The organism is Paraburkholderia sp. CNPSo 3076, assembly GCF_026343935.1.
In the GTDB taxonomy this organism is placed as follows: Bacteria; Pseudomonadota; Gammaproteobacteria; order Burkholderiales; family Burkholderiaceae; genus Paraburkholderia; species Paraburkholderia nodosa.
This window is the reverse complement of record NZ_JAPMAL010000029.1, coordinates 30,794-57,269: the sequence shown is the minus strand read 5'-3', so window position 1 is coordinate 57,269 and position 26,476 is coordinate 30,794. Positions and strand designations below refer to the sequence as shown.

The following is a 26,476-nucleotide window of genomic DNA, read 5'->3' as shown; positions in this document are numbered from 1 at the left end:
GTTTGCTTTTGGCGCGCAGGTTGCGGTCACTCGTCGCCGAAGCCCGCTTCGCTTTCTGCGTCGCCGTTACCGTTACGCACCGCGTCGCCGAGGAGATTCGCGGCGGCCTCGCCCGGCAACGCCTCGACGTCGCGCAGCTTGCGGTTCATCGCACGCGTGCGCACCTCCGCCGCTTCGATCGAACGCGTGACCGTTTCGAGCTGCGACTTCGTGCGCGCGAGCACGTCACCGAACTTGCCGAACTCCGTCTTCACCGCGCCCAGCACCTGCCATACCTCGCTCGAGCGGCGCTCGATCGCGAGCGTGCGGAAGCCCATCTGCAGGCTGTTGAGGAGCGCCGTGAGCGTGGTCGGACCTGCCACGCTCACGCGGTAATCGCGCTGCAGGACATCGGTCAAGCCCGGGCGGCGCAGGATTTCGGCGTAAAGGCCTTCGGTCGGCAGGAACAGCAGCGCGAAATCGGTCGTGTGCGGCGGCGCGACGTACTTCTCGGCGATGGTGCGCGCCTCGGCGCGGATGCGCAGTTCGAGCGCGCGCCCGGCCTCCTCTATCGCGAGCGCGTCCGCGCGCTCCTGCGCATCGATGAGACGCTCGTAGTCTTCGCGCGGGAATTTGGCGTCGATCGGCAGCCAGACCGGCTCGCCTTGCTCCGCGCCCCCCACGCCGCGTCCTGGCAGGCGAATCGCGAATTCCACGCGCTCCGTGCTCCTCGGCACCGTCGCGACGTTCTTCGCGTACTGGTCGGGCGTGAGCATCTGCTCAAGCAGCGCTTCGAGCTGCACTTCGCCCCAGGTGCCGCGCGTTTTCACATTGGTGAGCACCTTCTTCAGATCGCCCACGCCTGCGGCCAGCGTCTGCATCTCGCCAAGCCCGCGATGCACCTGCTCCAGCCGGTCGGAAACGAGCTTGAACGATTCGCCAAGGCGCTGTTCGAGCGTGGCGTGCAGCTTCTCGTCGACCGTGCGGCGCATTTCCTCGAGCTTCGCCGCGTTGTTCGCTTCGATGTCCTTCAAGCGCTGTTCGAGCGTCGCGCGCACTTCGGCGAAGCGCCGGTCGTTGACTTCTGTGAGTTGCCCGAGCTGCTGCGTGAGCAACGCGCCGAAGTGGCGCAGCGCGGCGCCCTGCTCGTCGCGCGCCTGCTGGGCCTGCTGTTGCAGGCTCTGGCGCACGGCGTCGAGCTGCTGCGTATTGGCCGCCGTGAGTTTGGCGAGCTGCTGCGCGAAACCGTCGATCTGACTGTTCTGCACGGTCGCGATGCTGCCGAGCTGCGCCGCAAGCGCCTGCTGCACCTGCGCGAAGCCGCCGCCGAATTCGCTGCGCGAGCTCTGCGCCGTGCGCGCAATCTCGTTGCGCAGCTCGCGCTCGATGCGCTCGGCCGCGCGCGCCTGCGTGTCGGTCGAGGCGGCGAGGCGGTCGCTCAGTTGATCGAGCACGTCGAGCGTGGCCTCGGCGTCGCCGTCGCCATGGCCTTGACGCGCGCGCAGCAACGCCACGAGCGTCACGACAAATGCGATCGCCAGCGCAACGATCGCCAGCGACATGACTGCGAGCGGACTCATGTGCGCGCTTGCCCCAACACGGCGGGGTTGATCGGATTGGGCGGCTGCCCGGCGCGCGGACCCTCGCCGAGCGCGGCGATGAGGTTATCGGCGGCGAGGTCCGCCATGGCGCGGCGCGTGGCTCCGCTCGCACTCGCGATGTGCGGCGTGAGCACGACGTTCTCCACTTCGAGCAACGCCGGATGCACGCGCGGCTCGCCCTCGAACACGTCGAGGCCCGCCGCCGCGATCTGGCGCGTGCGCAGCGCGTGCGCGAGCGCCGCGTCGTCGACGATGCCGCCGCGCGCGATGTTGGTGAGCGTGGCCGTGGGTTTCATCAGCGCGAGTTCCGCTGCGCCGATCGTGTGATGGTTTTGCGCCGTGTACGGCAGCACGAGCACGACGTGGTCGGCCTGCCTGAGCAGGTCTTCCTTCGACAGATAGTCCGCGTTCAGCTCGCGCTCGATCTCAGGCGCGACGCGCGAACGGTTGTGATACACCACGCGCATGTTGAAGCCGCGCGCACGGCGCGCAAGCGCCTGGCCGATACGGCCCATGCCGATCACACCGAGCGTGGCGCCATGAATGTCCGAGCCGAGAAACGCGTCGAACGACCACTTGTCCCACTTGCCCGCGCGCAGGAAGTGCTCCGATTCCGTCACGCGGCGCGCGGCCGCCATCATCAGCGCCCAGCCGAAGTCGGCCGTGGTTTCGTTGAGCACGTCGGGGGTGTTGGTGCCGAGCACATTGGCTGCGTTGAAGGCGGCCATGTCGAAGTTGTTGTAGCCCACGGCCATGTTCGACACCACGCGCAGGCGCGGCGCCGCGGCGAGCGTTGCGGCGCCGATCGGGTCGCCCGCGGTGAGCGCGCCGTCCTTGTCGGCGAGACGCTGGTGCAGTGCCTCGGGCGAAAGCGCCTCGCCGTTGTTCCAGTCCACCTCGAAATACTGCTTCAGCCGGTCGATCACGTCGGGAAAGATCGGGCGCGCCACGAGAATCTTTTGCATCGTTGCTCTCCACACTTCAGTCGATGTCCGTCATTGTTGCGCGCGACGGGGCGCTCAGGGAAGTCTTGCGCGCTTTTTGCAGGCCGGCTCGCAAGCGGCTTGCGGCTAGACGAAAAAGAGCCAGGTGGCCGCGAGAAAGACCGGCGCGAGCAGCACGCCCGACCAGCCAAGATAGCCGAAGAAGCCCGGCATGCGCACGCCGCGCGACTGCGCGATCGCCTTCACCATGAAGTTCGGCGCGTTGCCGATATAGGTGAGCGCGCCCATCCACACCGCGCCCGCCGAGATCGCGGCGAGCGTTTTCGCGCCGCCGGACATGAGCGCGTTGGCGTCGCCGCCTGCGAGATTGAAGAACACGAGGTAGGTGGGCGCGTTGTCGAGAAACGACGAGAGGAGACCCGTCGCCCAGAAGTACATCGCTTCGTTCGGGCGGCCCGGTGCGTCGTTCACGAAGCGGATCAGTGCGGCGAACGCGCCCGCCTCGCCCGCGCGCAGCATCGCGATGACCGGCGTGATCGTCACGAAAATGCCCGCGAACAGCTTGGCCACCTCGACGATCGGCGCCCACTCGAAACCGTTGTCGGCGCGCGCCGTTTTCGACGTGAACGCGAGCGAAATGAGTGCGAGCGCAACGAGTCCCCCATCGCGCAGGAGGTTCTGCAACTGCAGGTGCGCGCCCGCGACCTCGAAAACGATACCCGGACGCCACACGCCGCTCATCAGCACGAGCGCGATGAGCAGGGCGAGCAGCACGAAATTTGTCTTACCGCCGATGGAGAGCGCGTCTGTGTCCGGCGTCGGGTCGAGCGAAGCGGCGCGCGCTTCCCCGGCGCGGAGGAAGTACCAGCTGTCGAGCGCGTAGAACACCGCGAGCAGCACGCCGCACACGAACAGCATCGGCAACGCGAGATGCTGCGCAGTCCAGAAGAATCCAACGCCGTTGAGAAAGCCGAGGAACAGCGGCGGATCGCCGAGCGGCGTGAGCAGGCCGCCCGCGTTCGCGACGAGAAAGATGAAGAACACGACCACGTGCACGTTGTGCCGGCGGTTGTCGTTCGCGCGCAGGAGCGGGCGGATCAACAGCATCGCCGCACCCGTCGTGCCCATCACGCTCGCGAGCACGGTGCCGAGCGCGAGAATTGCCGTGTTCATGCGCGGCGAACCGCGCAGATTCCCGTACACGCAGATGCCGCCCGCAATCGTATAGAGCGCGCCGAGCAACACGATGAAGGGCAGATATTCGTCGACGACGGCGTGCACGAAAAGCGGATACGTCACGCCGACACCATGCGTGGCCGCGAACGGCAGCAGGAACGCGAGCGCCCATCCCGCCGAAATCTTGCCGAAGTGGTGATGCCAGAACGTGGCCGCGAACATCGGGAAGAACGCGATCGACAGCAGCATGCCGGCGAACGGCAGCGCCCAGGCGGCGCTGAGCGATGCGCTGTCCAAGGCCGCCGCGTGGGCGTTCGTGCTGAAGAGCGTCAGCGCGGCGAAGAGCGTCCCCGCACAAGGGCTCGCCGTGTTGCGCTTACGCGCCATGTACGACGATCACATGCACGCGATACGGCCCGTGTGCGCCAAGGACGATGGTCTGCTCGATGTCGCCGGTGCGCGAAGGCCCCGATACGAAGTTGACCGCACGCGGCAGCTCTCCGCGTTCGGCGCGCATGAGCGCGAAGGCGTCTTCGTGGCCCGCGACGATGCGCGAAGCGGGCACGACGGCGATGTGCGTTTCGGGCAGCAGCGCGCCCGAGGCCCACGTCTGGGGGCTGGAGAGCAGGACCAACGTGCCGGTTTCGGCCGTGGCGCAGAAGCAGCCGGTGAGGCCGACGAGATCGCGATCTTCGGGCTTGCGGAACTGAACGGCGAGACCCGCGCCGGCCCAGTCGAATGTTTCGAGCGTCTGCCACGCGACGGCCTGCATCGGCAGGCTGCGCTCCGCGAGATAGCGTTGCGCGGCGGCGGGCGCGTCAGCGAGCTGCTGGACTTCGTCGACCGTGCTCGACATCTTGCGCGCCTCGCCAACGAAGCGCGCGACGAGATCGCCTTCCAGCGGCGGCCGCGGACCTTCGGGATGACGCGCGAGGTAGTCGGCCACGGCTTCCCGCTCTTGCGGCGCGGGCGTAGCCTCGCGTCCCTGCGCCGCGCGAATGCGCGCGAGTATGCTGCGGCGGGCGGCCGTCGTGTCCATGAACGTCCTCGTCAGATGAAGAAAAGCGACGCGCCGATTATACCGGGGCGTCGCCTGCGATCTGCGGGTCGCGGGGGTGCGTTTTTCAGCCGCTTATTTGCCCGCGCACTCTTCTTCCACGGGCTGCTCGATACCGAACACCTGGCGCAGATAGGCGAGATACGCCTTGTCGTCGCACATGTTCTTGCCCGGCGAATCGGAGAGCTTGGCAACGGGCTGACCATTGCAGCGGACCATCTTGATGACGATCTGCAGCGGCTGGTAGCCGAGGTCGTTGGTGAGGTTCGTGCCCACGCCGAACGCGAGGCGGCAGCGCTCGCCGAAACGCTCGTACAGGCGCAGCACCTTGGGAATGTCGAGCGCGTCCGAGAAGATCATCGTCTTCGTGCGGGGATCGCAGCGGTTGTCCTCGTAGTGCTTGAGCAGGCGCTCGCCCCACTCGAACGGATCGCCCGAGTCGTGCCGTGCGCCGTCGAAGAGCTTGCAGAAGTACATGTCGAAGTCGCGCAGAAAGGCCCGCATGCCGTAGACGTCCGAGAGCGCAATACCCAGGTCGCCGCGGTACTCCTTCGCCCACATCTCGAAGCCGAAGATCTGTGAGTCGCGCAGACGCGGCCCGAGCGCCTGGCACGCCTGCAGATACTCGTGCGCCATTGTGCCGAGCGGCGTGAGGTTGTGCTTCATCGCGTAGTAGACGTTGCTCGTGCCGGTGAACTGCTCGCCGAGATCGTCCTTGAGCGTGAGGATCACCTCCTCGTGCCAGCGCTTCGAGAAGCGGCGGCGCGTGCCGTAATCGGCGATCTTGCAGTCGGCGAATTCGGGCTTCGCGCCGAGCAGCTCGATCTTGTGGCGCAGGCGCTCGCGCCCCTCCTCGTACTGCGGATGATGCTGCGTGTTGCGGAAATACACCTCGTTGACGATGGCGAGCACCGGGATCTCGAAGAGGATCGTGTGCAGCCACGGCCCCTTGATCTCGATGTCGATCTCGCCGTTGGCCTTGGGCGACGGCGTGACCGAGATGTATTTTTCGTTGAGGTGAAAGAGCGCGAGAAAGTCGATGAAGTCGCTCTTGATGAAGCGCATCTTGCGCAGGTAGTCGAGCTCGGTCTCGGCGAAACGCAGCCTGCACAGCTTCTGGATCTCGCTGCGGATCTCGTCGACGTAGGGCACAAGATCGACGTTCGGCGTGCGGCAGCGGAAACGATATTCCACATTGGCCGCGGGGAAATGATGCAGCACCACCTGCATCATGGTGAATTTGTAGAGATCGGTATCGAGCAGCGAAGTAATGATCATGATGGGCCAGCCGGACTGCAATCGGATAGCGCCCGCGAAGCGGGAACCGGATACGCTGCCGGGCAGATGCCCCGCAGCGGTTCCGGGCTGCAGGCGCCAGCGGTGCGTCCATGTTACCCGAATGCCTGCGCGCGCCGCGTGCCCGCCGGCACGCCCCCTCGCGCGCAAGGGGTAAAACGTTGCGGATCACCGTGGCATATAAACTAATCACGAAACGATCTAAGGACGGTCGCGGGCCTGTGGTTGGGGTAATTCCTCATCAGTTACAATACCGCTTTTGGCGAACCGCCATCCCCCGATACAAAAAGCTTGCAGGAGCTGCCTGAATGACTCACGTTGTGACCGAGAGCTGCATCAAGTGCCGCTATACCGACTGCGTCGATGTGTGCCCGGTGGACTGCTTTCGCGAAGGTCCCAACTTCCTCGCGATCGACCCGGACGAGTGCATCGACTGCGCCGTATGCGTTGCCGAGTGCCCGGTGAACGCCATTTACGCCGAGGAAGACGTGCCTGGCGACCAGCAATCGTTCATCGAGCTGAACGCCGACCTCGCGAAGGGCTGGCCGAGCATCACCAAGACCAAGGCCCCGCTGCCGGAAGCCGACGAATTCAAGGACGTGAAGGACAAGCTCGCGCTGCTCGCACGCTAATCGCGCGCTGATCGCTTGTTCGGGGTGTCGCCCCGTCACCTGTGTGGACAGTCCCTCGCGCAGCGGATTGCCCTAAACAGATCGCGACAGGGTATTGACAGGCCCAGCCAGACCCCATAGAATCTCGTTCTCTGCTTTTGTTGATCCCCGATAGCTCAGTCGGTAGAGCGCCGGACTGTTAATCCGTAGGTCCCTGGTTCGAGCCCAGGTCGGGGAGCCAAGATTCGCAAAAGCCCGTTCGTGTTGATCACAACGCACAACGGGTTTTTTTATGACGTAAAGCGTTGTAGCTGTACTGCTGTTCCCCGATAGCTCAGTCGGTAGAGCGCCGGACTGTTAATCCGTAGGTCCCTGGTTCGAGCCCAGGTCGGGGAGCCAAGATATCGAGGGGTTGCGTGTTTGCACGCAACCCCTTTTTCTTTTGGTGCGCGCGTGGCGCACCCCGCCCTCCCCGATAATGTCGCTTCGTCATCTTCGGGAATCCGCATGAAATCCACCCGCCTTGCCGCTCGCCTCGCGCGCCCGCTGCTCGCCTGCGCGAGCCTCGTCGCCTGCGCCGCCGCCCACGCCGAGCAGATCGGCAGCGTGAACACCAACTTCCGCGTAACCGGCTCGGACAAGGTCGTGGTCGAGGCCTACGACGATCCGCAGGTGCCAGGCATTACCTGCTATGTCTCGCGCGCACGCACGGGCGGCGTGAAGGGCACGCTCGGCATTGCGGAAGATCCGACGGAGGCGTCGATCGCGTGCCGGCAGGTCGGGCCGATCTCGTTCGCTGGCCCGCTCAAACAGCAGGCCGACGTCTTCAACGAGCGCATGTCGCTCCTCTTCAAGACGTTGCACGTCGTGCGCGTGGTCGACGCGAAGCGCAACGCGCTCGTGTATCTGACCTACAGCGACCGCGTGGTGAGCGGCAGCGCCAAGAACAGTGTCACGGCCGTGCCGGTGCCCGCGGGCACGACGATTCCGCTGCGCTAAACTGGGGATTCGTGCAGGATCCTCCACCATGACCGATTCCCGTTTTCGAGACTCCGCCCGCTACTGGCGCACGCCGCTTCTGCCCGGCGCGGATCTCGTCACGGCCGAATACAACGAACATACGTTCGCGCCGCACTGGCACGAGGCCTACACGATCCCCGTGATCGAGGGCGGCGCGGAATGCTTTCGCTATCGCGGCACGCAGCATGTCGCCGCGACGGGCAGCGTACCGGTGATCAATCCGGGTGAGCTGCACACGGGTTCGCGCGCCGTCGAAGAAGGCTGGAGCTATCGGGTGATGTACGTGCCGATCGACTTCCTGCACGAGCTCGCCGGCGAAATCGCCGGGCGCACGCAGCCGCTGCCGTGGTTCGACGCCGAGGTGATCCACGATCTCGATCTCGCGCATCGGCTCTCGCGCGCTCACCGGCTGCTGGAAGCCGACGCCGACTGGCGGCGCGCCGCGGCCGTGCCGGAATCCGCCACGAGCGCCAGTTTGGCTGGCGTGACGGCGCTCCCCGCGCCTTCCGGCACACCGCATGCCGCACCGCCTTCGACGCCGTGTGCCGATCTGCTCGCCGTGGAAGGCTCGCTGCTCGACGCGCTCTCGACGCTGCTCACGCGCTACGGCCGCACGCGCGAGGCGGCGCTCAGGCACGGTCCGAACGATCCGCGCGTGGAAACGATGAAGGCGCTCCTCGCCGCCGATCTCGCCACGCCGCTGCGCGTGGCCGATCTCGCCCAGGCGGTCGGCCTCTCGCCGTTTCACGCCACGCGGCTCTTCACGCAGGCGACCGGACTGCCGCCGCACGCCTGGCGCACCCAGCTGCGCCTGCAACGCGCCCTCGCCCCGCTGCGCGACGGCGCCACGGTCGCCGAAGTCGCGGCGGCGAGCGGTTTCACCGACCAGAGCCATTTCACGCGGCACTTTCGGCGCATGTTCGGCGTGCCGCCGGGGCGCTGGCAATCGTCCTGAACGCGCGAGCCCGCGTTCCGCCGCAAGAACGTACAAGCCACGCGTAAGGCCACCCGCTATGCTGTCCCCTTGTATCAGGAGGACAGCTTGACCACGCATCCCAACCGCCTTGCCGAATTCATCGCCGGCGCGCGCGACACGATCCCCATGATGATCGGCGCCGCGCCCTTCGGCGTGATCTTCGGCACGCTCGTCACCTCGGGCCCGCTTTCGCTCTGGCACGGCCAGTTCATGTCGCTCGCCGTGTTCGCAGGCTCCGCGCAGTTCATCGCGCTCGGGCTGATCGCCTCGCACGCGAGCTTCGCGGTGATTCTCGCCACCACGTTCATCGTGAACCTGCGGCACGTGCTCTACAGCGCGACGCTCGCGCCTTATGTCTCGCACCTGCCGCTGCGCTGGCGTCTCGTGCTCGGCGGCCTGCTCACCGACGAGGTCTTCGCTGTCGCGTGGACGCATTTCCGCCGCCATCCGCCCGGCGACGACGTTTCGCCGTGGCATTTCCTCGGTTCGGGGCTCTCGATGTACCTGAACTGGCAGCTCTGGACCGCGGCCGGCCTGCTGTTCGGCGCGGCGTTCCCGGGGCTGCAGTCGCTCGGCCTCGACTTCGCCATGGTCGCGACCTTCATCGCCATCGTCGTGCCGCAGCTCGTTGCCTTGCGCTACCTCGCCGCCGCCGCGACTGCGGGCGCGCTCGCCTTTTTCTGGCAGGGCTGGCCGTACAAGCTCGGGCTGCTCGGCGCCGTGCTCGCCGGCGTGGTCGTGGGTGTCGTGCTCTCGCGCCCGGGTTCCTCGCGCGGCGCCCGCGCCGCCAGCGAGTCCCCCCGCAAGTCCCCCAACGTCCAGCGCACCGCAGGAGCCGGGCAATGAACTACGTCGTCCTGATTCTCGGCATGGCCCTCATCACCCTGGTCATTCGCACCGCGGTGTTCGTGCTCGGCGACCGGCTCGTGTTCCCACCGCTCGTGCGCACCGCGCTCGGCTTCGTGCCCGTCACCGTGCTCACGGCGATCATCGTGCCGATGGCGGTGTCGCCCCACGGACAGGGCGCCGAGCTGACCTGGCGCAACCCGCAGCTCGTCGGCGCGCTCGCGGCGATCGTCGTCAGCGCGCTCACGAAGCGCCCGCTCCTCACCATCGCGGTCGGGCTCGGCGTGTTCTTCCTCTGGCAAGGCGTCGTCCTGCGCTAGAGCCGCCTCTCGCCCCTTACGCTCAAGTTTCACCCCGGAGCGCCGTTAAACCCGACAAGGCCTGCTTTGGCAGGCCACTGCTCGAACGGCGAGAGCACGCGAGAAGCGATAAGGATTACACCGGGGCAACCACAATGGGGCATATCACCCTCAACCTGAAGGACGAAACGCTTGCGTCGCTGCGCAAGGATTTCGACGCGTTCCTGCGCGTCTCGCTCAAACTCGACCCGCAGTTCGCCACGCCGGAATTCGAGGATTACCTGCGCGCGAAGCTGCTCGACAACATGACGCCGCTCACGGAGCACGCCGTGCAGCGGCTCCTGCAAGGCGGCCAGTACGCGTGGGCCAAGCGCACGCTCGACAAGGAATTCCCCGAGGTCGTCTCGATCCTGATGCGTCAGGCCGGCGAATTCGGTTTCGGCTTCGCGTCGCGGCCCGAGTGGACGCCCGACGAACTCTCGAAGCAGTGCCGCGACTGGGCGGCGGCCATCGTGAGCGAAGCCCAGGGCGACGACACGCTGGTCGATCCGCTGGCCGCGCAGATCAAGTCGGGCGTGCAGGATATCCAGGCGCTCGAAGAGTCGATGCAGACGCCCGCGTGGCGCCTCACCGAGTCGCTGCGTCAGCGTGTGTACGAAGCGAAGATCGGCTGTGAACAGGCTAGCGGCAGCGCGGCGCGCGAGCGTCTGGGCGAACTGCGCGGGCTGCTGAGGCTCGGCGTCACGCACGGCGTCTTCCAGAAGCAGGAAGCGCAACAGATCATGGAGTATCTGCGCCTGCTCAAGCCCGAGATTTTCGTCGAGGAACCCGACGACGTGTTCACGCGCCTTGCCGCGTGGATGCGCAACTTCTTCATGCCGCCGCAGCGCAGCACCGCGCGCGAGCAACGGCGCTAAGCAATGGCGCGCCGCCTGAAAACGGCGCGCGCCCCTAATCCCACATCTTCCTGAGCTTCGCGGCGATCTCGACCTTCGCCTGCGCGGCAGCGGCGAGTCCCGCCGCGCTCGGCGCGCTCGCCACGGGCGCGGGCGGCCACGCGCGGGATTCGAACAGCGGCAGCATGGGCGTGGCGATGAAGCGCGTGCGCGAGGCCCACACGTGCCGGTCGCCCGACGCCACCTGGTTGTGCACATAAAAGCGCTGCGGCACGACGATGTGCAGATCCTCCTTCGCGCGCGTCATCGCGACATAGAGCAGCCGCCGCTCCTCCTCCAGCTCCTCGTCGCTGCCCGCGCCGAGATCGGAAGGAATGCAGCCGTCCACGCCGTTGAGCACGAACACGTTGCGCCACTCCTGACCTTTCGCCGAATGGATCGTCGAGAGGATCAGATAGTCCTCGTCGAGCAGCGGATCGGCGGATTCGGCGCTCGTCGCGTCCGGCGGATCGAGCGTGAGTTCGGTGAGAAAACGCTCGCGCGAGGCGTAGGTGCTCGCAATGCTCTCCATCTGCAGCAAGTCGGCGAGACGCACCTGGGCGTCTTCGTGATTGCGCTCGAGATGCGGCTCGTACCAGCGCCGCACGCGCTCGAATTCGGCGGGCCACGGCGTCGAGCGCATCGAGAGGCTGTCGATGAGCGACGCAAACGCGGGCCAGTCCTCGGCCGCGCGCGGCGGCGGCGCGAAAGCCGCGAGCGCCTCGGCGGCGCGATACGCGCCCGTGCACGCGGCCACCTGGTCGAGCAGGCGCGCGGCGTTGGCGGGCCCGACGCCCGGCAGCAATTGCGTCACGCGAAACCCCGCCACACGGTCGAGCGGATTCTCGGCCCAGCGCAGCACCGCCAGCACGTCTTTCACGTGTGCGGCGTCGAGAAAACGCAGTCCGCCGAACTTCACGAACGGGATATTGCGCCGCGCCAGTTCGATTTCGAGCGTCGCGCTGTGGTGCGCCGCGCGAAACAGCACGGCCTGCTGTTTGAGTTTCATGCCCGCTTCACGCGCCTCGAGAACCTGCTCGACGACGTAGCGCGCCTGGGTTGCCTCGTCGGCCACGGTGACGAGGCGCGGGCGCTGCTGCGAGGGGCGCTCGGTCCACAGGTTCTTGGTGAAGCGCTCGGCGGCGGCGTCGATCACGGCGTTCGAGGCGGCGAGGATCGGCGCCGTCGAACGGTAGTTGCGCTCGAGCGTCACCTGACGCGCGGGCGGGTCGAACTGCGCCGGGAAGTCGAGAATGTTGCGCACGGTCGCGCCGCGAAACGAATAGATTGCCTGGGCGTCGTCGCCGACCACGGTGAGGCCGCGGCCATTGGGCTTGAGCGCGAGCAGGATCGAGGCCTGCAGGCGGTTGGTGTCCTGGTATTCGTCGACGAGGATATGGTCGAAGCGGCCCGCGAGATCGGCGGCAATGGCCGGCTCCGCGGCCATGTGCGCCCAGTAGAGCAGCAGGTCGTCGTAGTCGAGGACGTTCTGCTTCTGCTTGGCGTCCACGTACGACGCGAACAGCGCGCGTAGCTGCGACTCCCACTCGAGGCACCACGAGAACGAACGGTTGAGGACGTTCGCGAGCGAATCGCCCGTGTTGACCGCGCGCGAATAGATCGCAAGGCAAGTCGATTTCGAGGGGAAGCGCTTTTCCTTCGCCGAGAAACCCAGTTCGTGGCGCACCAGATTCATGAGATCCGCGGAATCCTCGCGGTCGTTGATCGTGAACGCCGGCGACAGGCCGATGTGATCCGCGTACTCGCGCAACAAGCGCGCGCCCACGCCGTGAAAGGTCCCCGCCCAGGTGAGCCCCTGCGCAAGCACGGCGGCCGCGCCGGGGGCGCTGGCGGCGATGCGCGCCACGCGCCGCGTCATTTCCTGCGCGGCGCGCCGCGAGAACGTGAGCAGCAGAATGCGGTGCGGGTCGGCGCCGCCCGCGATCAGATGCGCGACGCGATGAGCGAGTGTATTCGTCTTGCCCGACCCGGCGCCCGCGATCACGAGCAGCGGGCCCGGCAGCGCCGAACCCGGCGCATAGCCCGCCTCGCCGCCGTGCTCGACGGCCTCGCGCTGCGCATCGTTGAGTTTCGCGAGCCACGCGGTAACGGCATTGGCCGCTTCGGCGCGCGCCTGGCTGGCATCGGAGGCGGAGGAATCGGCAACGGAAACGGTGGACACGGCGGGCGCTGGGACGATGAACGTGGCGAATCGGGAAGGAGCGACGCATACTGTATATCCATACACCCCGCATCCGCAAGCGCCTGATTCCATGGCGATCTGGCGGGATTTAACGACAACGCCGCGGCGCGTTTTGCCGCCATCATCGCCAAGGAGCCACCAAACGAAGCGGCGGCGCCCGTTGCCGGACGCCGCCGCTTACAAGCTCTGGTATAGGCCGGCGCCCCAGACGGCGCGGGCGCCATCGGCATCAGCCGGTCGTTACTGCGACTGGCCGCCCTGCTGCTGGGCCGACATGCCGTTCATCTGATCCTTCATTTCCGAGTCGTTGGCCTGACGGTCGGCCTTGTGGTTGATCTTCGCGTCCTTCACCTGCGCCTTGTACTGCGACTTCGCCTGCTTCTTCGCGTCGCTGTACTCGGCGTTCGCGGACTTCTTCGCGCTGCGGTAATCGGCATTCGCCGCCGCATTCGCGTCGCGCTTTTGCACCAGCGGGTCGGCGGACTGCGGTGCGGTCAGGGCCTGCGGCGCGGGCGCGGGTTGCGCGATGCCCGCGGCCGCCGGCGCCTGGCTCGGCGCATGGCCGGTCATCTGGCCCGGGGCGGCACCCGGCGCCATGGCCGGTGCGCCGGAAGGCGCCATCGTTGGGGCTTCGCCGGCCTGTGTCGCGCCCTGGGTCGCGTTTTGGGCATACGCGCCCTGCGCGAATACGGCGGCAGTGGTCACGGTGGCAAAAGCGGCGGTAGCAGTGAGCAGCTTGGCGATCTGGGTCATGGCGTATCCTCTTTGCAGTGGTTCCGAAGGCGCTTTTGCGGTGGGCAAGCCCGCCGCAATCGCGCCCCCGCTCGATGGAGCCGCGTAGGAAAAACCTGGGCGGCGCTGTCGATCCGGGTGAAGCCATTTTGGTATGAAGATCGCCGTGGGGTCCCGCGACGTTACTCAACGTTTCATTTACTGACGAATTCATAACATCTGGCCCCTGGATGTCCCGACTGCGGTGACAGGCACTGCCGCGAACCCGCCATCGCTTATGATGCTCACCCTTCGCGCGCTTGCCGCACGCCTTTCGAATTTGAATCTGCCATGCCTAACCTCGATTTCACGCTGACCGGCGACTACGTCGAACTGCACAACCTCCTGAAGATCACCGGACTCGCCGACAGCGGCGGCTCGGCCAAGCAGATCGTCGCCTCCGGCGCGGTGAAGGTGGACGGCGAAGTCGAGCTGCGCAAGACGTGCAAGATCCGCGCGGGCCAGGCCGTGCTGCTCGGCGATACGCGCATTGCCATCAAGGCGAGCGAGTGAACCCCGCCGGAATTTGCCAGCAGGCGCCAAGCCATGCACCAGATTTGAGCATCTGGATCGACAAGGTTGCTGTCTCGCAATAAGCTTTCAGTTTTGACAGACGAACCCTGCCACGCGGCGCGCTTATCTCGCGCCGCTTGTTTTTCATGACTCGAATCACGCTTTCCCGCCGCGCCGTTTCCGCGCCGCCCACACTGCGCCGCCATGCCGCCGATACCGCCCGCCTGGCCGGGCCGCTCGCGATCGCCCAACTCTCGCAGATGGCGATGAGCGTGACCGACACGGTCCTGCTCGGCTCGCTCGGCGCCGACGCGCTCGCCGCAGGCGGCCTCGGCGCCAACATGTTCTTCGTGGTGGTGACCGTGCTGCAAGGCGTACTCACCTCGGTGAGCGTGAGCGTCGCGCAGGCGCGCGGCGCCGACAACGAAAGCCACGTGCCGCACATCTACTGGACCGGTTTCGCACTGTCCCTGCTGCTCTCGGTGCCGGCGTTCGCGTTGCTCTCGTTCGCCGAGCCGATCCTGCGCGCCCTCGGGGAGCCGACGCTGCTCGCGCATCACATCGGCGAATACACGGCCGTGCTGCGCTGGGGCGCGCCCGCCAGCCTCATCGGCGTGGGTCTCATGCGCTCGTTCCTGCCCGCCATCGGCGCGGCGCGGCGCCTCCTGTGGGTGTCGATTGCCTGCGTGTTCATCAACGGCTTTCTCAACTACGGGCTGATCCACGGCGCGTGGGGCCTGCCGCGCCTCGGCTTTCTCGGCTCGGCGGTGGCGACGACCATCACCGTGTGGCTCACCGCGTTCGTGCTGATGGCGCTGCTGCACCTGCGGCCTTCGCACCAGCATTTCGTCGTCGCGCGCCGGCCGACGGCACCGCTGATGGGCGAACTCTTCACGATCGGCTGGCCGGTTGCGATCACCTATGCGGTCGAGGCGACGCTCTTTCTCGCCACCGGCCTGCTCGCGGGCCTGCTCGGCGAGACGCCGCTCGCGGCGCACCAGATCGCCCTGAACGTGGCGTCCGTCACGTTCATGGTGCCGCTCGCGATCGGTCAGGCCGCCAATGTACGCGTGGGCTACTGGTCCGGTGCGGGTGTGCCGCGCGCGGCGCGCCATGCAGGCTTCGTCGCGCTCGGACTCGGCGTCGGCTTCATGTCGCTCTCGGCGCTCGTGATGGTGCTGGCACCGCACTGGATCGTCGGGCTCTACCTGCATCTCGACGACCCGGCCAACGCGCACACGGTCTCGCTGGCCGCCACGCTGCTCGGCGTCGCGGCCATCTTCCAGATCGTCGACGGCGCGCAGACCGTGGGTTCGGGCTGCCTGCGCGGTCTGAAGGACACGCGCGTGCCGATGCTCGCGGCCACGCTCGGCTACTGGGGCATCGGCTTTCCGCTCGGCTACGCGCTCGCGTTTCGCTTCGGCCTCGGTGCGCTCGGGCTCTGGTGGGGGCTGGCGGCCGGGCTCACCACTGTCGCCGTGCTGATGACGTGGCGCTTTCACCGGATGAGCCTGCGCTCGCAGGCTCACGCCACGGCGAGCCGCGCGGGCTGAAGCGTTTACTTAACCGGCCGGGCCGCACCGGCTCGACCGGTTAAAATACGCGCCTGGCGCCGCAAGCGGCGTCCGTCCCACGAGGGCAAGAACAGTGCGCTGCATGGGGCGGGACCAAGCGCTAAAGCGCCACGTTCCGCCGAGCTTTGCATGGGACTGGAGTCAGTGCTGAAGCACTAACTCCGGCCGGCAGCTAAAGCGGCAACTCCAGTCGAGCTTTGCATGGGACTGGAGTAAGGCGCTAAAGCGCCAACTCCAGTCGACACAGGAGACAGCCGCGCCCCGCGAGCGCCGCCGGCCACCCCGGCACCGCTTGCCGTGCGCCGACGCATAACGAACCCACTCACGGCCCCCCCTTCATGCTTGCCCCGATTACCCGACTCTTCCCGCTCTGGGCCGTCCTCGTTTCCTTGCTGGCCTACTTCGATCCGGGCCTCGTCGCGCCGATCGCGCCGCACGTCACGACGCTCCTGATGATCATCATGCTGGCGATGGGCGTCACGCTCTCGTTCGCCGACTTCCAGCGCGTCTTCACGCGGCCCGCGCCGGTCGCGGCGGGCATCTTCCTGCACTACCTCGTCATGCCGCTCGCCGCCTGGGCGATCGCCAAAGTGCTGCACATGCCGCCCGATCTCACCGCGGGCATGGTGCTCGTGGGCAGCGTGGCGAGCGGCACGGCATCCAATGTGATGATCTATCTCGCGCGCGGCGACGTCGCGCTTTCGGTGACGATCAGCGCGCTCTCGACCCTGGTCGGCGTATTCGCGACGCCACTGCTGACGCGCCTTTACGTCGACGCCTCGATCGTCGTCGACGTGCACGGGATGCTCATGAGCATCCTGCAGATCGTCGGCCTGCCGATCGCCATCGGCCTCGTCGTAAACCGTCTCGCGGGCTCGCTCGTGCGCCGCGTCGAACCGGTGCTGCCGCTCGTCTCCATGGTGTCGATCCTCGCGATCATCGCCGCCGTGGTGGGCGGCACGCACGCAAGCATCGCCACGGTCGGCCCGCTCGTTGCGCTCGGGGTGGTGCTGCATAACGGCATCGGCCTGCTCGGCGGCTACTGGGGCGGCCGCCTGCTCGGCTTCGACGAGTCGGTGTGCCGCACGCTGGCCATCGAAGTGGGCATGCAGAACTCGGGCCTCGCCGCGACGCTCGGCAAGCTCTACTTCTCGCCGCTCGCCGCCCTGCCGGGCGCGCTCTTCTCGGTGTGGCACAACCTCTCGGGCTCGGTGCTCGCCGGCTACTGGGCAGGCAAGCCGGCGCGCGGCAGCACGCGCGCTGCGCAAGGCGCTACGAACGCGTCGCCCGAGCGCGGTTGATCAACGCGGTGGCCGGGCACAAGTCCCGAGGACGTTTCCGGCCGCGTTGAAACGTCGGTGGCATGCGGCCCGGAAATTGCAAACGCAGCGTGTCCGCGGCCGCATGCCAGGCGGGCCGCTTCCCGTAGAATCTTCGTGAAGCCGTGCAACGAAAACGAACCATCACGCGGCGCGCCGCCATGGAGAATCCGCTTGCCCGCGCATCCCGCCCCATCCGAAGCCGTTACGCAGCGCATGACCGCGCCTTACGCCTCGCTGCAAGCCTTCTTCGCGCTCGTTTGCCTCGCGCTAGTCGCCGGTTGCGCGACGCGGCCGCCCGCCACCGACTACCCGCGCGAGACGAGCGCGGCGCTACCGGCCCAGCAGGCCAGCTCCACGCCGCTTGGCGCCGCGCTCGCCGCGCCCGTCGCCGCTCACCCGGATGAATCGGGCTTCCGCCTGCTCGCCACCGGCACCGACTCGCTGCAGATGCGCGTCGCGCTCGCACGCGCGGCGACGAAAACGCTCGACATGCAGTACTACATCGCCAACGAGGACACTACCGGCAAGCTGCTGCTCGGCTCGGCGCTCTATGCGGCCGATCGCGGCGTACGCGTGCGCATGCTGGTCGACGACCTGAATTTTCACGACATCGACCGCCTGATGGCCGCGCTCAACAGCCATCCGAACATCCAGATCCGCGTGTTCAATCCATACGGCAGCACGAGCGAATCTATGTACCTGCGCACGCGCAACTTCTTCACGAACGTCGACCAGTTCACGCGCCGCATGCACAACAAGGCGACGATTGTCGACAACGAAATGGCGATCGTCGGCGGCCGCAATCTCGGCGACGAGTATTTCAACGCAAGCCCGACGATCGACTTCCGCGACCTCGACGTGCTCACGGCGGGCCCTGTCGCGCAAAGCGTCTCGGCAAGCTTCGACGAGTACTGGAATAGCTCGATCTCTTACCCCTTGCGCGTGCTCAATCATCAGAAGTTCGACGCACACGATCTGGACACCGCACGCGACGACCTGCGCCGCCACTGGCGCGAGAGCGCCGAACCTTACAACGCGAAGCCGCTCAACGCCACGCCGCTCGCGCAGCAGATCACGGGCAACACGCTCGGGCTCGTCTGGGCGAAATGGGCGTTCGTGGCCGACTCGCCCGGCAAGATCGCGGGCGCCGAGAAAGGCGAGCTGGGCGACGCCATGCGCGCGCTGCTCGATCGCATCCATCAGGCGCACAGCAGCGTGCTGGTGTTCTCGCCGTACTTCGTGCCGCACGACACGGGCGTGCAGACCATCCGCACGCTCACCGCGCACGGCGTGCGCGTGGCGATCCTCACCAATTCGCTCGCCGCCACCGACGCCGTGGCGGTGCAGGCCGGCTACAGCCCCTACCGCGTACCGCTGCTCGAGGCCGGCGTCGAGCTCTACGAGTTCAAACCGCAGCAAGGCGAGCACGCGGACGAGCGGCGCTTCGGCGTGGTCGGGTCGCGCTCGCGCGCGAGCTTGCACGCCAAGGCCTACGTGATCGACGAAAGCACGCTCGTGATCGGCTCGCTCAATCTCGATCCGCGCTCGGCGCGCCTGAACACCGAGCTTGCGCTCACCGTCGAGAGTCCGACGATCGCGCATGAAGTCGCCGACCTGTTCAAGCGTGCGACCTCGCCCCAGGTGAGCTACCACGTGACGCTCGCGACGCCCGCGCAACTGGCGCTGCTCAAAGGCACGACGGTCAACTCGCCGCTCGTCTGGACCGACGAGGAGAACGGCATGATCCGCACCTACAACCTCGATCCTGGTGCGGGTTTCTACAGAAATGTCCTAACCGGGCTATTCTTGCTCTTGCCGGTCGATAGCCAGCTGTGAAGCGGCTTTGAGCGCACGCCGCTATCGGGCGCGCAAAACGTAGAGCGCTTAACTTACGTCGTCCAGTCCGCCGTCGAGCCAGCCGCGAAGCCGCTTGCGTCACATTTGTCGCGCGAGACGCGCAGCGCCGCCGCAGCCCAGCCACCACGCGGATCCGAACCCGTCACGAAGGCGGCGCCCTCCTCCGTCGCGCAAGCCACGCGAGCACAAGGCGCCCCCTCAATCACCGGAGTATCAAATGACCGCAAGCAACGAAAACGTCCGCATGGAGCGCGACACGTTCGGCGAGATCGCCGTACCCGCCCAGCAGCTTTGGGGCGCGCAGACGCAACGATCGCTGCAGAACTTCCGCATCTCCACCGAAAAGCAGTCGCCGGAACTCATCACCGCGCTCGCGACAATCAAGCGCGCCGCAGCCGAAGTAAATCTTTCGCTAGGCGTGCTCGACGAGACCAAGGCGCACGCGATCATGCAGGCCGCCGACGAGATCATCGCGGGCAAGCATCCGGGTGAATTCCCGCTCGCGGTCTGGCAAACGGGCTCCGGCACGCAAACCAACATGAACCTCAACGAGGTGATCGCGAACCGCGCCAGCGAGATTCTGGGCGGCGAGCGCGGCGAGGCGCGCAAGGTGCATCCGAACGACGACGTCAATCGCGGCCAGTCGTCCAACGACGTGTTCCCGACCGCGATGCACGTGGCCGCCGCCTACGGCATCGTCAAGCATCTGCTGCCGGCGCTCAAGACGCTGCGCGATACGCTCGACACGAAGGCCAGGGCCTTTGCCGACATCGTGAAGATCGGCCGCACGCACCTGCAGGACGCCACGCCGCTTACGCTCGGCCAGGAGTTCTCGGGCTACGTCGCGCAGCTCGATCACGGCATCAAGCACGTGGAATCGTCATTGCCGCATCTCTACGAGCTCGCGCAGGGCGGCACGGCCGTCGGCACCGGCCTGAACGCGCATCCGCAGTTCGCGCACAAGGTGGCGGAAAGCATTGCGAAGCTCACGGGCATACCCTTCGTCACGGCGCCCAACAAGTTCGAAGTGATGGCCGCCGCCGACGCGCTCGTGTTCGCGCACGGCGCGCTCAAGACCGTGGCGGCGAGCCTCATGAAGATCGCCAACGACATTCGCTGGCTCGCGAGCGGTCCGCGCTGCGGCCTGGGCGAACTGTCGATTCCCGAGAACGAACCGGGCAGCTCGATCATGCCGGGCAAGGTGAACCCTACGCAGTCGGAAGCCGTGACGATGCTCTGCTGCCAGGTGTTCGGCAACGACGTCGCCGTGAACATGGGCGGCGCGAGCGGCAACTTCGAGCTGAACGTGTTCCGCCCGATGATCGCGCACAACGTGCTGCAGTCCATCCGCATGCTCGCCGACGGCGCGCTCAGCTTCAACGATCATTGCGCGGTGGGGATCGAACCGAACCGCTCGCGCATCGACACGCTGCTCAACGAATCGCTCATGCTCGTGACGGCGCTCAATCCGCACATCGGCTACGACAAGGCCGCGCAGATCGCCAAGAAGGCGCACAAGGAAGGCACCACGCTCAAGGCCGCCGCGCTCGCGCTGGGACACGTGACCGAGCAGCAATTCGACGAGTGGGTGAAGCCTGGCGAGATGGTGGGCAACGCGAAGATATAAGCGTTATTTGCAGGGCTGAAATGCAAAACGGGCGGCGTGGTTCAGTTCACCTTCGCCGCCCGCTTTTTCATGCTGCCGCAACCGCCTGCCTGCGTATCAAACCTGCTCAAACCTGCCCTTTCGCCACTTCCTCGGGCTTGAGTTCGACGATCGCGTCGAGCGCTTCCTTCACGTCGAGCGCGTACTTCGCGAGGCGCTTCTGCTCGTCCGTTTCCGGCACGTAGGTCGGCACGGGAATCGGATTGCCGTTTTCGTCGACGGCCACGAACACGATCAGGCAGTCCGTGGTGAGGCGCAGCTGGCCGCTCTTCGGGTCGCCGGCGTGCACGGTGATGTGAATATGCATCGACGTGCGGCCCGTGGCGACCACGCGCGCGCGCAGCTCGACCATGTTGCCGACGAGAATCGGCCTGCGAAAACGGATATTGCCCACGCTCACCGTCACGCAATAGCGGCCGGACCAGACCGCGGCGCACGCATAGGCCGTCTCGTCGATCCACTTCATCAGCGCACCGCCGTGCACTTTGCCGCCGAAGTTCACCGAAGTCGGCTCGGCGAGGAACCGGAACGTCGTTTCCGAACGGTCCAGCGGCTGGGTAGGCGTCTTCATCTCGGCTTGGCTCATGGCGAAAAGCCGCGTACTGCGGCTCGTATGGTGGGGTAAGGAGGCGTCGATTATACGAGCGCAATAAGACAGACGGTCGCAGCCGCTTGCGAAACGCCATCTGCGGCGTTTTTAGCTCGCCGCGAACCGCGCCCGGTAATCGAGCGGCAGCACGCCGTAGGACCTCTCGAACGCGCGCCGCAGATTCTGCTCGCTACCGAAACCGCAGTCGGCCGCAATGCGCTTGAGCGGCCGGCGCGACTGCACGAGCGCGTGCGCGGCGGCCTCCACGCGCATCGCCGCGACCGTGCGCGCCGGGGTGCGCCCCACCGCATCGACATAGCGGCGCGCGAACGTGCGCGGGCTCATGCGCGCTTCTTCGGCCAGGCGCTCGACGCTCAGCTCGCCGTGCAGGTTGGCGGCCATCCAGCCGTGCAGCGCGTCGAACTCCGCACCCGCGCTGGCCTGAGCCGCGAGCGCCTCGCTGAACTGCGACTGGCCGCCGGGCCGCTTCATGAACACGACGAGGCGGCGCGCCGCCTGCATCGCGACCGCATGGCCGCAGTCCTCCTCGATCAGCGCGAGCGCGAGATCGATACCCGCCGTGACACCCGCCGACGTCCACACCACGCGGCCGTCGCGCTCGTCGCGGATAAAAATCGGCTCGGGATCGACTTCGACGTGGGGAAAGCGCCGCCCGAGCTGGGCGGCGTTGCGCCAGTGCGTGGCGGCGCGGCGGCCGTCGAGCAGGCCTGCCGCGGCGAGATAGAACGCGCCCGTGCAGACCGACGCGACGCGGCGCGCGTGCGGCGCGGCCGCCGCGATCCAGGCGACGAGTTCGGGTTGCAGTGCGCTGGTGTCGTCCGCAGTGTCGTAGACAGGGACGCCGGGCACGATCAGCGTGTCGATCGTGGCGGGGTCGAGCGTGTCGAGCCGCTCAGTGACGATGGGCATGCCCGCGAAGGTGGGCAGCACGCCGCCAGCGACCGAGGCGAGCGTCGTGCGGTAGGCGCAGGGCCCGGTGCCGCTGGTGCCGTTCGCGGCGCGCATCGCCAGCTCGGCACGCCAGAACGCCTCGACGGGGCCACAGGCGTCGAGCAGCACGAGCTCGGGCGCGACGGCGAACACGACATGGCGTGCGGCGGCATGGGACGGCGGGTGAGACGGCATGGCGGCGAACTCGATGCTGACGATGTCTGCGCATCATCGCACGCGCGCGTTTGGCAGTCAGGTCAAAGTGACATCAAATACTGCCAGATGACGCCTGGCCGCTCACTTGTGGAATGTGACGCCCTCGTCGATCGTGCCGTACATCGTGATGCCGCTCGCGCCGCTCGACGACGGCGCGGAGCCGCCGGCACAGGCGGTGCACAACGCGGCGAGCGCGGCGGCGGCAACAAGAGCCAGGAAGCGTTTCATAAAAGGAGAAGCCATTTGCGTGAATAAACGATTTTAGCGCGGGGCTCCTGCGCGCCGCCGTACGCACCGCCGCAGCCAATGCTTTGGCCCCATCGCGGAGCATCGAATGGCTGCAATCGACACTTCACCGTAGACTGAAACGTCGAATGCGTAATTTCGCTAGAGTAACGGTATGGGCGACGTCAGCCGCCATCGCACCCCACGAAGGAGCCACCATGAACCTCCCCGCGACCGACGAATCGAGCCACTTCCCGGGCCTCGCACGCGTTGCCGCACTGCTCGCCGATCCCGGCCGCGCCGCCATGCTCTGGGCCCTGATGGACGGCAGCGCGCGGCCCGCGGGCGAGCTCACGATGATCGCGGGTCTGTCGCCGTCGGCGGCGAGCGGCCACCTCGCGCGCCTGACCGACGGCGGGCTCCTCGCGCTCGACGTGCGCGGCCGCCACCGCTACTACCGGATCGCCACGCCCGAGATCGCCGCGGCGATCGAGGCGCTCATGAACGTCGCACAGGTGTCCAACGTCGTCACCTCGCAGCGCCCGGCGCCGCGCCCCGCGCGCACGGTGCCGCTCGAGATGCGCCATGCACGCACCTGCTACGACCACATGGCCGGCGAAGTGGCCGTACAGGTGTTCGAGCGCCTCGTGGACGGCGGCCTGCTGGTGCGCGACGGCGACACGCTCGAAGCCACGCCCGAGGGCGCGACGCGTCTCGCGGCCTGGGGCGTGGACGTGGCGGCACTGCGCGCGCGGCGGCGGCGCTTCGCCTGCACCTGCCTCGACTGGAGCGAGCGCAGGCCGCACCTGGGCGGCGCACTCGGTGCGGCGCTGCTCGATTCGTGGACGCACGACGGCTGGATCGAGCGCACGAGCCGCCCGCGCGTGTTGCGCATCACGCCCAAGGGTCAGCGCGAGTTCGACGCGCTCGCCGGCGCCTGAAACACTGGGTGCGCGCGCCTGATTGGCTGACAAATACCCGACAAGATCGCCGATTTCACGTGCAAAAATGCGCGTTTCGCCCGCGGTCACACGTTCTGTTACATCTGGTGCATAAGCCTTAACAAATCCGTGAGCATGGAAACAAGCCCGCCGGATACAGTGCCCTGCATGGGACGGCGCTAAACGCTACGGCATGAAAGCGCCAAATCCCATCGACAGGAGAACAATGATGACGACGCGCACACCTACGATCACCGAGTTTCGCCGCACCTCGCGCCGCACGCTGTTTGCGCTGGCCGCGCTCGCGGCGCTGAACCTCGCCGCCGCACCCGCGGTCTTCGCGCAGGCGGCGCCGCCTGAAGGCGCGACCGCCCCCGCCGCCACGGGCGGCGATCCGCCGAGCCGCGTCGCGCGTCTGGACTACATGGCCGGCGCCGTGACCACCGAGCCGGCCGGCGCGAGCGACTGGTCGTACGCGCAGCTCAACCGCCCGCTCACGACCGGCGACCAGCTCTGGAACGACGCCAATGGACGCTCGGAACTGCACATCGGCTCGACGGCGGTGCGCCTCGGCGCGCAAACGAGCCTCGACGTCCTCAATCTCGACGATCAAACCGCGCAGCTCAAGGTCGCGCAAGGCACGCTCTCGACGCGTGTGCGCGAAGTGCCGTCCGGCAGCTCGTATGAAATCGACACGCCGAACCTCGCACTCGGCGTGACGAGCCCCGGCGACTATCGCGTGGATGTGGCGCCCGACGGCAGCAGCACGACCGTCACCGTGCGCAGCGGGAGCGTGACCGTGTACGGCGAAAACGGTCAGACGCCGATGACGGCCGGCCAGCAGATCCGCTTCGCCGGCACCGACCTGCAGCAGGTAGCGAGCGACCAGGCGCCGCCGCCGGACGCCTTCGACCAGTGGTCGCTCGCGCGCGACGCCGCCGAGGAGCGCTCGGTCTCGGCGCGCTATGTCTCGCGCGACGTCCCGGGCTACCAGGACCTCGACAACAACGGCACGTGGCGCAACGATCCGCAGTACGGCGAAGTCTGGACGCCGAGCTCGGTGCCCACCGGCTGGGCGCCGTATCACGACGGCCACTGGGTGTGGCAGGCGCCGTGGGGCTGGACGTGGGTCGATGACGCGCCCTGGGGCTTCGCGCCGTACCACTACGGGCGCTGGGCTTACGTCGACGATTCGTGGGCGTGGGTACCGGGTCCGATCGTCGAGAGCGCGCCGCCCGTCTATGCGCCGGCGTTGGTCGCGTTCGTGGGCGGCGGCGACGGTGGCACGGACTGGGGCGTCAACCTCGCGGTAGGCGGCGTCGCGGCCGCGGGCGTCGCGTGGTTCGCGCTCGGGCCGGGTGAGCCGTGGCATCCGCACTGGGGCGGCTGGAGCCCGCACTACTACGAGCGCGTGAACCAGACTGTCGTCGTCAACAATTACCGGCGCGACGTCAACATCACGAATATCAACGTTCACAACACCTACGTGAACTATCGCGCGCCGGGTGCGGTGACGGCTGTGCCGGCCACGGCGTTCGTCCACGGTCAGCCGGTCTCGCGGTTCGCGCAACGTGTCGATCCGCAGCAATGGCGCAATGCGCGCATCGACCCGGGCACGCCCGGCATCGCGCCTGTGAAGGGCAGTTTCGGGCCCAACATGCGTCGCGCCGACTACCGGCCGCCCGCGACGCTCAATCAGCGCCAGGTCGTGGCCACGCGCGCGCCGGTCGCCCCGCCCGCGTTCCACGACAACCTCGCGCAGCGCTTCGCCCACGCCGGCGGCACAGTGCCGGGTGCGGGCGCGCCCGTGGTGCGCGTCTCGGCGCCGTCGCATGCGCCCTCCTCGCCGTTTGCTCCGGCGGCTCATGGCGCGTGGCCAGCACAGAACGTGCGCATCGTGCCGCCGCATTCACCGGTGCTCGGCGCGACCGGCAGGCCTGCAGGCCCGCAATCGCAAGCCGGCCGTCCGGGTATGCCTGGCGGCGCGCCCCAAGCAGGCGCCGCGGCCGCCAACGCCATGCCGCGTGGCCCCGAGCATGGCCAGCCGGGCGTGCCGCCCGCTGCCGCGCAGGAACACGGCGTGCCGCGTCCGCCGCAGTTTGCGGCCCGGCCCGAAGGCGGCGCGCCCGCAGCCGGCCAGCCTGGTCCTGGCGCCATGAACGCGGCCAATGCGGCGCGCGGTGAAGCCCATCAGCCTGCCTGGACGCAGCCGCACGCGCCGATGGCCACGCGTGGCCAGCCGGGCGCGAACGAGGCGGGCAGGCCGGCCGCCGTCGCGATGCAGGAGCCGCGCAACGCGGCGCGTGGCCAGCCGCAGCCGCAGCAACGGATGCCCGAGCCGGCCGCTGCGCAACATGGCCCGCAGATGCCGCCGCAAGCCGAGGCGCGGCCGGCGCAGCAGCCCGCGGCGCGCCCCGAGGCCCATCCACAGGTGCAAGCTCAACCGCAGCCGCAACAGCGTGCTGAGGCCCGTCCGCAGCCGCAGCCCCAGCCCCAGCCCCAACAGCGTGCTGAGGTCCGTCCGCAACCGCAGCCCCAGCCGCGTCCGGAATTCCACCCGCAGCCGCAACCGCAGCCGCAGCAGCGCGCTGAGGTCCGTCCGCAGCCGCAGCCCCAGCCGCAGCAGCGCGCTGAGGTCCGTCCGCAGCCGCAGCCCCAGCCGCAGCAGCACGCGGAGGCCCGTCCGCAGCCGCAGCCCCAACCGCAGCAGCACGCGGAGGCCCGTCCGCAGCCGCAGCCCCAACCGCGTCCGCAGCCACAGCCCGCGCCTCATCCGCAAGAGCGCGCAAGCGGCAACAGCCACGACGATCACCACCACGGCTGATCGCCGCGCCGCCAACGAAAAAGCCCGCGAACGTCGCCGTTCGCGGGCTTTTTTCATGGCGCGGGCATACCAGCGACTAACGTG

The 26,476-nt window shown here is 67.6% G+C and carries 23 protein-coding genes and 2 tRNA genes; 15 read left to right on the top strand and 10 right to left on the bottom strand.

Annotated elements, in window-relative coordinates; translation table 11 throughout:
- Positions 1-26: 26 nt before the first annotated feature.
- The 5 genes from M3A49_RS30065 to pncB all read right to left on the bottom strand — a co-directional run bounded on the left by M3A49_RS30065 (position 27) and on the right by pncB (position 6,035).
- Positions 27-1,541, bottom strand: coding sequence for a DNA recombination protein RmuC (locus tag M3A49_RS30065; protein ID WP_416339043.1), 1,515 nt, complete (start codon positions 1,539-1,541; stop codon positions 27-29).
- Positions 1,542-1,555: 14 nt separating this feature from the next.
- Positions 1,556-2,545, bottom strand: coding sequence for a 2-hydroxyacid dehydrogenase (locus M3A49_RS30060; RefSeq protein WP_266232238.1), 990 nt, complete (start codon positions 2,543-2,545; stop codon positions 1,556-1,558).
- Positions 2,546-2,650: 105 nt separating this feature from the next.
- Entirely contained in the window at positions 2,651-4,087 is a 1,437-nt protein-coding gene (locus tag M3A49_RS30055; RefSeq protein WP_266232237.1) for a sodium:proton antiporter, read from the bottom strand.
- The gene (locus tag M3A49_RS30050; protein ID WP_254354953.1) at positions 4,077-4,739 is read right to left on the bottom strand and encodes a LutC/YkgG family protein; all 663 of its coding nucleotides are present in this window, start codon (positions 4,737-4,739) and stop codon (positions 4,077-4,079) included. The genes M3A49_RS30055 and M3A49_RS30050 overlap by 11 nt, the downstream gene beginning before the upstream one ends.
- 93 nt (positions 4,740-4,832) lie before the next feature.
- Positions 4,833-6,035, bottom strand: a complete 1,203-nt coding sequence (gene pncB / locus M3A49_RS30045) for a nicotinate phosphoribosyltransferase (protein WP_254354954.1) — start codon at positions 6,033-6,035, stop codon at positions 4,833-4,835.
- Between the two features lie 326 nt (positions 6,036-6,361).
- Here pncB and fdxA point away from each other — a divergent pair, with 326 nt between their 5' ends.
- The 8 genes from fdxA (at position 6,362) to M3A49_RS30005 (ending at position 10,722) form a co-directional block, all read left to right on the top strand.
- Entirely contained in the window at positions 6,362-6,685 is a 324-nt protein-coding gene (gene fdxA / locus M3A49_RS30040; RefSeq protein WP_028206706.1) for a ferredoxin FdxA, read from the top strand.
- Positions 6,686-6,829: 144 nt separating this feature from the next.
- A tRNA-Asn gene (locus M3A49_RS30035) sits at positions 6,830-6,905 on the top strand.
- 82 nt (positions 6,906-6,987) lie between these two features.
- A tRNA-Asn gene (locus tag M3A49_RS30030) sits at positions 6,988-7,063 on the top strand.
- A 108-nt stretch (positions 7,064-7,171) separates the two neighbouring features.
- Positions 7,172-7,663, top strand: coding sequence for a CreA family protein (locus tag M3A49_RS30025; protein WP_028206707.1), 492 nt, complete (start codon positions 7,172-7,174; stop codon positions 7,661-7,663).
- 28 nt (positions 7,664-7,691) lie between these two features.
- Positions 7,692-8,639 carry an AraC family transcriptional regulator gene (locus M3A49_RS30020; protein ID WP_266232236.1) on the top strand — a complete coding sequence of 316 codons (948 nt, stop codon included), beginning with the start codon at positions 7,692-7,694 and terminating at the stop codon, positions 8,637-8,639.
- 147 nt (positions 8,640-8,786) lie between these two features.
- A complete protein-coding gene (locus tag M3A49_RS30015) occupies positions 8,787-9,506 on the top strand; it encodes an AzlC family ABC transporter permease (RefSeq protein WP_254354975.1) in 720 nt (239 codons plus the stop codon).
- The gene (locus tag M3A49_RS30010) at positions 9,503-9,826 is read left to right on the top strand and encodes an AzlD domain-containing protein (RefSeq protein ID WP_158758285.1); all 324 of its coding nucleotides are present in this window, start codon (positions 9,503-9,505) and stop codon (positions 9,824-9,826) included. Before M3A49_RS30015 ends, M3A49_RS30010 begins: the two co-directional genes overlap by 4 nt.
- Before the next feature lie 134 nt (positions 9,827-9,960).
- Complete coding sequence (locus M3A49_RS30005; protein WP_254354957.1) at positions 9,961-10,722, top strand: DUF4088 family protein; 762 nt, start codon at positions 9,961-9,963, stop codon at positions 10,720-10,722.
- A 34-nt stretch (positions 10,723-10,756) separates the two neighbouring features.
- On the opposite strand, the gene M3A49_RS30000 is transcribed toward M3A49_RS30005, so the two are convergent.
- Together M3A49_RS30000 and M3A49_RS29995 are read right to left on the bottom strand one after the other, a co-directional pair.
- Positions 10,757-13,015 carry an ATP-dependent helicase gene (locus M3A49_RS30000; RefSeq protein ID WP_266232235.1) on the bottom strand — a complete coding sequence of 753 codons (2,259 nt, stop codon included), beginning with the start codon at positions 13,013-13,015 and terminating at the stop codon, positions 10,757-10,759.
- Positions 13,016-13,183: 168 nt separating this feature from the next.
- Positions 13,184-13,696: a hypothetical protein gene (locus M3A49_RS29995; RefSeq protein WP_266232234.1), complete on the bottom strand. Its 513-nt coding sequence runs from the start codon at positions 13,694-13,696 to the stop codon at positions 13,184-13,186.
- Positions 13,697-14,005: 309 nt separating this feature from the next.
- On the opposite strand from M3A49_RS29995, the gene M3A49_RS29990 reads away from it, so the two are divergent.
- From M3A49_RS29990 to fumC, 5 genes are all read left to right on the top strand, one after another.
- A complete protein-coding gene (locus M3A49_RS29990; RefSeq protein ID WP_028206712.1) occupies positions 14,006-14,227 on the top strand; it encodes an RNA-binding S4 domain-containing protein in 222 nt (73 codons plus the stop codon).
- A 146-nt stretch (positions 14,228-14,373) separates the two neighbouring features.
- On the top strand, positions 14,374-15,780 hold the full coding sequence (locus tag M3A49_RS29985) for an MATE family efflux transporter (RefSeq protein ID WP_266232233.1): 1,407 nt from the start codon (positions 14,374-14,376) through the stop codon (positions 15,778-15,780).
- 359 nt (positions 15,781-16,139) lie between these two features.
- Entirely contained in the window at positions 16,140-17,102 is a 963-nt protein-coding gene (gene panS / locus M3A49_RS29980) for a ketopantoate/pantoate/pantothenate transporter PanS (protein ID WP_266232232.1), read from the top strand.
- A 234-nt stretch (positions 17,103-17,336) separates the two neighbouring features.
- Positions 17,337-18,959: a phospholipase D family protein gene (locus M3A49_RS29975; RefSeq protein WP_266232276.1), complete on the top strand. Its 1,623-nt coding sequence runs from the start codon at positions 17,337-17,339 to the stop codon at positions 18,957-18,959.
- Positions 18,960-19,197: 238 nt separating this feature from the next.
- A complete protein-coding gene (gene fumC / locus M3A49_RS29970; RefSeq protein WP_266232231.1) occupies positions 19,198-20,607 on the top strand; it encodes a class II fumarate hydratase in 1,410 nt (469 codons plus the stop codon).
- A 106-nt stretch (positions 20,608-20,713) separates the two neighbouring features.
- Here the strand turns inward: fumC and M3A49_RS29965 are convergent, their stop codons facing one another.
- From M3A49_RS29965 to M3A49_RS29955, 3 genes are all read right to left on the bottom strand, one after another.
- A complete protein-coding gene (locus M3A49_RS29965; RefSeq protein WP_069262939.1) occupies positions 20,714-21,217 on the bottom strand; it encodes an acyl-CoA thioesterase in 504 nt (167 codons plus the stop codon).
- A 126-nt stretch (positions 21,218-21,343) separates the two neighbouring features.
- Complete coding sequence (locus M3A49_RS29960) at positions 21,344-22,381, bottom strand: GlxA family transcriptional regulator (protein WP_266232230.1); 1,038 nt, start codon at positions 22,379-22,381, stop codon at positions 21,344-21,346.
- 102 nt (positions 22,382-22,483) lie between these two features.
- Entirely contained in the window at positions 22,484-22,630 is a 147-nt protein-coding gene (locus M3A49_RS29955; RefSeq protein ID WP_254354964.1) for a hypothetical protein, read from the bottom strand.
- Positions 22,631-22,845: 215 nt separating this feature from the next.
- On the opposite strand from M3A49_RS29955, the gene M3A49_RS29950 reads away from it, so the two are divergent.
- Both M3A49_RS29950 and M3A49_RS29945 read left to right on the top strand, forming a co-directional pair.
- On the top strand, positions 22,846-23,568 hold the full coding sequence (locus M3A49_RS29950; RefSeq protein WP_254354965.1) for an ArsR/SmtB family transcription factor: 723 nt from the start codon (positions 22,846-22,848) through the stop codon (positions 23,566-23,568).
- Positions 23,569-23,797: 229 nt separating this feature from the next.
- On the top strand, positions 23,798-26,392 hold the full coding sequence (locus tag M3A49_RS29945; RefSeq protein WP_416339036.1) for a DUF6600 domain-containing protein: 2,595 nt from the start codon (positions 23,798-23,800) through the stop codon (positions 26,390-26,392).
- The last annotated feature ends 84 nt before the right edge of the window (positions 26,393-26,476 follow it).

Coding starts and splice junctions, on each gene's coding strand:
- M3A49_RS30065 (WP_416339043.1), bottom strand. CDS start 1,541: ATGTCGCTGGCGATCGTTGCGCTGGCGATCGCATTTGTCGTGACGCTC.
- M3A49_RS30060 (WP_266232238.1), bottom strand. CDS start 2,545: ATGCAAAAGATTCTCGTGGCGCGCCCGATCTTTCCCGACGTGATCGAC.
- M3A49_RS30055 (WP_266232237.1), bottom strand. CDS start 4,087: ATGGCGCGTAAGCGCAACACGGCGAGCCCTTGTGCGGGGACGCTCTTC.
- M3A49_RS30050 (WP_254354953.1), bottom strand. CDS start 4,739: ATGGACACGACGGCCGCCCGCCGCAGCATACTCGCGCGCATTCGCGCG.
- pncB (WP_254354954.1), bottom strand. CDS start 6,035: ATGATCATTACTTCGCTGCTCGATACCGATCTCTACAAATTCACCATG.
- fdxA (WP_028206706.1), top strand. CDS start 6,362: ATGACTCACGTTGTGACCGAGAGCTGCATCAAGTGCCGCTATACCGAC.
- M3A49_RS30025 (WP_028206707.1), top strand. CDS start 7,172: ATGAAATCCACCCGCCTTGCCGCTCGCCTCGCGCGCCCGCTGCTCGCC.
- M3A49_RS30020 (WP_266232236.1), top strand. CDS start 7,692: ATGACCGATTCCCGTTTTCGAGACTCCGCCCGCTACTGGCGCACGCCG.
- M3A49_RS30015 (WP_254354975.1), top strand. CDS start 8,787: ATGATGATCGGCGCCGCGCCCTTCGGCGTGATCTTCGGCACGCTCGTC.
- M3A49_RS30010 (WP_158758285.1), top strand. CDS start 9,503: ATGAACTACGTCGTCCTGATTCTCGGCATGGCCCTCATCACCCTGGTC.
- M3A49_RS30005 (WP_254354957.1), top strand. CDS start 9,961: ATGGGGCATATCACCCTCAACCTGAAGGACGAAACGCTTGCGTCGCTG.
- M3A49_RS30000 (WP_266232235.1), bottom strand. CDS start 13,015: ATGGAATCAGGCGCTTGCGGATGCGGGGTGTATGGATATACAGTATGC.
- M3A49_RS29995 (WP_266232234.1), bottom strand. CDS start 13,696: ATGACCCAGATCGCCAAGCTGCTCACTGCTACCGCCGCTTTTGCCACC.
- M3A49_RS29990 (WP_028206712.1), top strand. CDS start 14,006: ATGCCTAACCTCGATTTCACGCTGACCGGCGACTACGTCGAACTGCAC.
- M3A49_RS29985 (WP_266232233.1), top strand. CDS start 14,374: ATGACTCGAATCACGCTTTCCCGCCGCGCCGTTTCCGCGCCGCCCACA.
- panS (WP_266232232.1), top strand. CDS start 16,140: ATGCTTGCCCCGATTACCCGACTCTTCCCGCTCTGGGCCGTCCTCGTT.
- M3A49_RS29975 (WP_266232276.1), top strand. CDS start 17,337: ATGACCGCGCCTTACGCCTCGCTGCAAGCCTTCTTCGCGCTCGTTTGC.
- fumC (WP_266232231.1), top strand. CDS start 19,198: ATGACCGCAAGCAACGAAAACGTCCGCATGGAGCGCGACACGTTCGGC.
- M3A49_RS29965 (WP_069262939.1), bottom strand. CDS start 21,217: ATGAAGACGCCTACCCAGCCGCTGGACCGTTCGGAAACGACGTTCCGG.
- M3A49_RS29960 (WP_266232230.1), bottom strand. CDS start 22,381: ATGCCGTCTCACCCGCCGTCCCATGCCGCCGCACGCCATGTCGTGTTC.
- M3A49_RS29955 (WP_254354964.1), bottom strand. CDS start 22,630: ATGAAACGCTTCCTGGCTCTTGTTGCCGCCGCCGCGCTCGCCGCGTTG.
- M3A49_RS29950 (WP_254354965.1), top strand. CDS start 22,846: ATGAACCTCCCCGCGACCGACGAATCGAGCCACTTCCCGGGCCTCGCA.
- M3A49_RS29945 (WP_416339036.1), top strand. CDS start 23,798: ATGACGACGCGCACACCTACGATCACCGAGTTTCGCCGCACCTCGCGC.